This is a genomic window from Kitasatospora sp. NBC_00374 (assembly GCF_041434935.1).
Lineage (GTDB): Bacteria > Actinomycetota > Actinomycetes > Streptomycetales > Streptomycetaceae > Kitasatospora.
Window position 1 is genome coordinate 7,604,636 of the sequence record NZ_CP107964.1, and the last position, 3,160, is coordinate 7,607,795.

Annotated in this window: 3 protein-coding genes; all 3 read left to right on the forward strand. The window is 72.9% G+C overall.

Annotated elements, in window-relative coordinates; genetic code table 11:
• Nucleotides 1-178: 178 nt before the first annotated feature.
• Genes OG871_RS33345 through OG871_RS33355 form a run of 3 tightly spaced genes read left to right on the forward strand, consistent with a single transcriptional unit; the run spans nt 179 to nt 2,814 of the window.
• A complete protein-coding gene (locus OG871_RS33345; RefSeq protein ID WP_371501915.1) occupies nt 179-688 on the forward strand; it encodes a hypothetical protein in 510 nt (169 codons plus the stop codon).
• A 15-nt stretch (nt 689-703) separates the two neighbouring features.
• Nucleotides 704-1,204: a PH domain-containing protein gene (locus OG871_RS33350; RefSeq protein ID WP_371501916.1), complete on the forward strand. Its 501-nt coding sequence runs from the start codon at nt 704-706 to the stop codon at nt 1,202-1,204.
• On the forward strand, nt 1,201-2,814 hold the full coding sequence (locus tag OG871_RS33355) for a PH domain-containing protein (protein ID WP_371501918.1): 1,614 nt from the start codon (nt 1,201-1,203) through the stop codon (nt 2,812-2,814). Before OG871_RS33350 ends, OG871_RS33355 begins: the two co-directional genes overlap by 4 nt.
• Nucleotides 2,815-3,160 lie beyond the last annotated feature (346 nt).

Sequence of the window (3,160 nt, forward strand, 5' to 3'; positions counted from 1 at the left end):
CCGCCGCCCGGCGGCAGCCGCCTCCCACGGGTGCTGCGCCGCCCGCTGTCCACCGACCGGTGGACAACCGGGTCCGTCCACCGGTTGTTCCGGCCCCCGAGCCGCGTCCCTAGCGTGGAAGCAGGGAGGACGGGACGTCAGGAGGTCCTCCACGGACGAGCAACGGGAGTCGCACCACATGAGCGGGTTCACCACCACCCTGGTGGTCAGCGGGACGGTACTGACCGTCATCCTGGCCAGTGACCTGGGCCGCCGCCGGATCACCACCATGCGCCTGGTCCGGCCGCTGATCGCGGTGGCCGTCGTGATGGCGTTGTTCTTCCACACACCGCAACTGGCCGGCAACGACCTCTCGCTGCAACTGGTCGGAGTCGGACTCGGCAGCATTCTGGGCCTGGTCGCCGGGGCGATGCTGCCCGGGGAGAGGGATTCCGACGGAAACGTCTACACCAGGGCCGGCGTGCTGTACGTCCTGTTCTGGCTCGCCATGTCGGCGGCCCGGGTGGTATTCGTCTACGGAATCGAGCACTGGTACACGGCCGATATCATCGAGTTCGCCATCACGTACCGGATCAGCGGGCCGGAGGTCTTCTCGAATTCGCTCGTCCTGATGGCTCTCGCCACCGTACTCGCACGGACCGCCGTGGTGCTCAACCGCCGCCGACGGCTCCTCGCCGCCACCCGATAGAAACAGGAACAGGAAATGCCCTCATCCGAAGGTCTCCGGCTGCGGCCACCGCGGCACCGGGTGGAGCGCCGCGCCGTCGCCTGGTGGACGGTGCAGGCCTCGCTGATCCCCGTGCCGCTCATCCTGACGGCAGCCGCCCTCTACCTGTTCATCCCGCCGGCCCGGTTCGTCTTCGGCTGGGTGCTGCTCGCCGTCGCCGTCCCGGGCCTGGCGTACATCGCGGTGATGCCGCAGTGGCGCTACCGGGTGCACCGCTGGGAGACCACCGACGAGGCGGTCTACACCGCCTCCGGCTGGCTCTGGCAGCGCTGGCGGGTCGCGCCGCTGTCGCGGATCCAGACCGTGGACACCGTCCGCGGCCCGCTGGAGCAGCTCTTCGGCCTCGCGGGGATCAAGGTGACCACGGCCTCCGCCTCCGGCGACGTCAAGATCCGCGGCATCGACCACCGCAAGGCCGTCGAGGTCGTCGAGCACCTGACCCGCACCACCCAGGCCACCCCGGGAGACGCCACGTGAGCCCCGAGCCGGCCGGCCCGCCCACCACCGGCACGGACGATCCCGCCCGGGGCGTCCTGCCCGGACCGCGCGCCGGGCAAGCGCCCGACGGGCCCGCCGACGGCGCCGACGGGCTTGCCTGGCAGCGGCTCAGCCTGCGCTCCGTCCCCGTCCACCTGAGCTGGTTCCTCGCACCCGTCGCCACCACCGCCGGCACCGTCCTCGGCGGGGACGGCACCCTCAACCTCCAGGCCCTGATCACCCTGGCCACCCTGACGGTCGCCTTCGGCGTGGTCGCCGCCGTCAACCTGATGCGCTGCCTCACCACCCGCTACCGGATCACCCACGACCGGCTGGAGGTGCGCAAGGGCCTGCTCTTCCGCAGCAGCCGCACCGTCCTGCTGGAGCGCGTCCGCAACGCCGACGTCACCGCCAAACCGCTCTACCGCGTCCTCGGCCTCGCCTCCGTCGCCGTGGGCGTCGCCGGCGGCGGCTCCTCGGGCGGCTCGCTGTCGCTGGACGGCGTCACCCGCGACCAGGCCACCGAACTGCGCCGGGACCTGCTCAACCGGCGCGCGGCGCTGCTCGCCGCCGACGGCGCACCGGCGGCGGAGGCCGAGGACGCGGCGATCGTCCGCTTCGACCGCACCTGGGTGCGCTACGCGCCGCTGACGATCTGGGGCGTCGGCGGCCTGTTCGCCGCGCTCGGAGTCACCTACCGCACGCTCCACGAGATGCAGGTCGACCCGCTGGAACTGGGCGCCGTGCGCGGCCTGGTCGACACCTTCACCTCCGTCCCGGTCTGGGTCGCCGTCCCGGTCACCCTGCTGGCCGTCGCCGCCGTCGGCACCGCGGGCGCGGTCGCCCTGTACGTCGAGGGCTGGTCCGGCTTCCGCCTGGAGCGCGAGGAGGGCGGCATCCTGCGGGTGCGGCGAGGGCTGTGGATCCACCGCTCGGTCTCCATCGAGGAGCAGCGCCTGCGCGGCGTCGAGGTGGTCGAGCCGATGCTGCTGCGCTGGGGCGGCGGCGCCCGGCTGCACGCCGTCGCGAGCGGCCTCGGCACCGCCGAGGAGAACCGCGCCCGGGGCACCCTGATGCCGCCCTCACCCCGCTCCGAGGTGCTGCGGGTGGCCGCCGCGGTGCTCGGCGACGACCGCTCGCCGACCGAGACCGCCGAGCTGGCCCGCCACCCCCGCCGGGCGCTGCGCCGCCGGATCAACCGAGGCCTGCTGGTCGTCCTGCCGCTGGTCGGCGTGGTGGCACTGCCCGGGATCTGGGTGCCCGCGTTCCTCACCGCGGCCGGGGTCGCCGCGGCCGTGCTGCTGCCTGTCGCCGTGCTGCTCGCGGTGGACGCCTACCGCACCCTCGGCCACGGCCTGGCCGGGCCCTACCTGGTGAGCAGGGCCGGCACCTTCGCCCACCGGACGGTCGCCCTCCGGCGCGAGGGCGTGATCGGCTGGACGGTCTCCCGCTCGTTCTTCCAGCGCCGGGCCGGCCTGCTGACGCTGGCCGCCGCCACCGCGGCCGGCGCCGGGGTGTACCGGGTGCGCGACGTCGCCGAGGGCGACGGGCTGGCCTTCGCCGAACAGGCCGTGCCCGGGCTGCTCGCGCCGTTCCTGGAACGCGACTGATCCGGCCCGCGCGGCATAAAGAAATGACACATCGGCTTTACCGCCCCGCCGTCGAGCGGTAGCGTGATCCGACTGCGGGCCCGGAATACCCCACCGGGAATTCCCGCCGCGTATTCACCGGCCGGCGTCCCCAGGGATTTCCTAGGGGCCGCCGGTCGAATCGTAGGGGTGATTAGGGGCCCCGTAGGGGGTTATCCGCCGCCCGATTCCCGTGGCACGCTGACCAACGGTGTTTGATACCGTCAGCCGGGTAGTGGAGCGCGCGATGATGAACCAGTCCGAGGAATTCATTCCGGAGCCGGACGGCGCGGACGTCGATAATTCGGACGGTTTCTCGTCCTGGCGA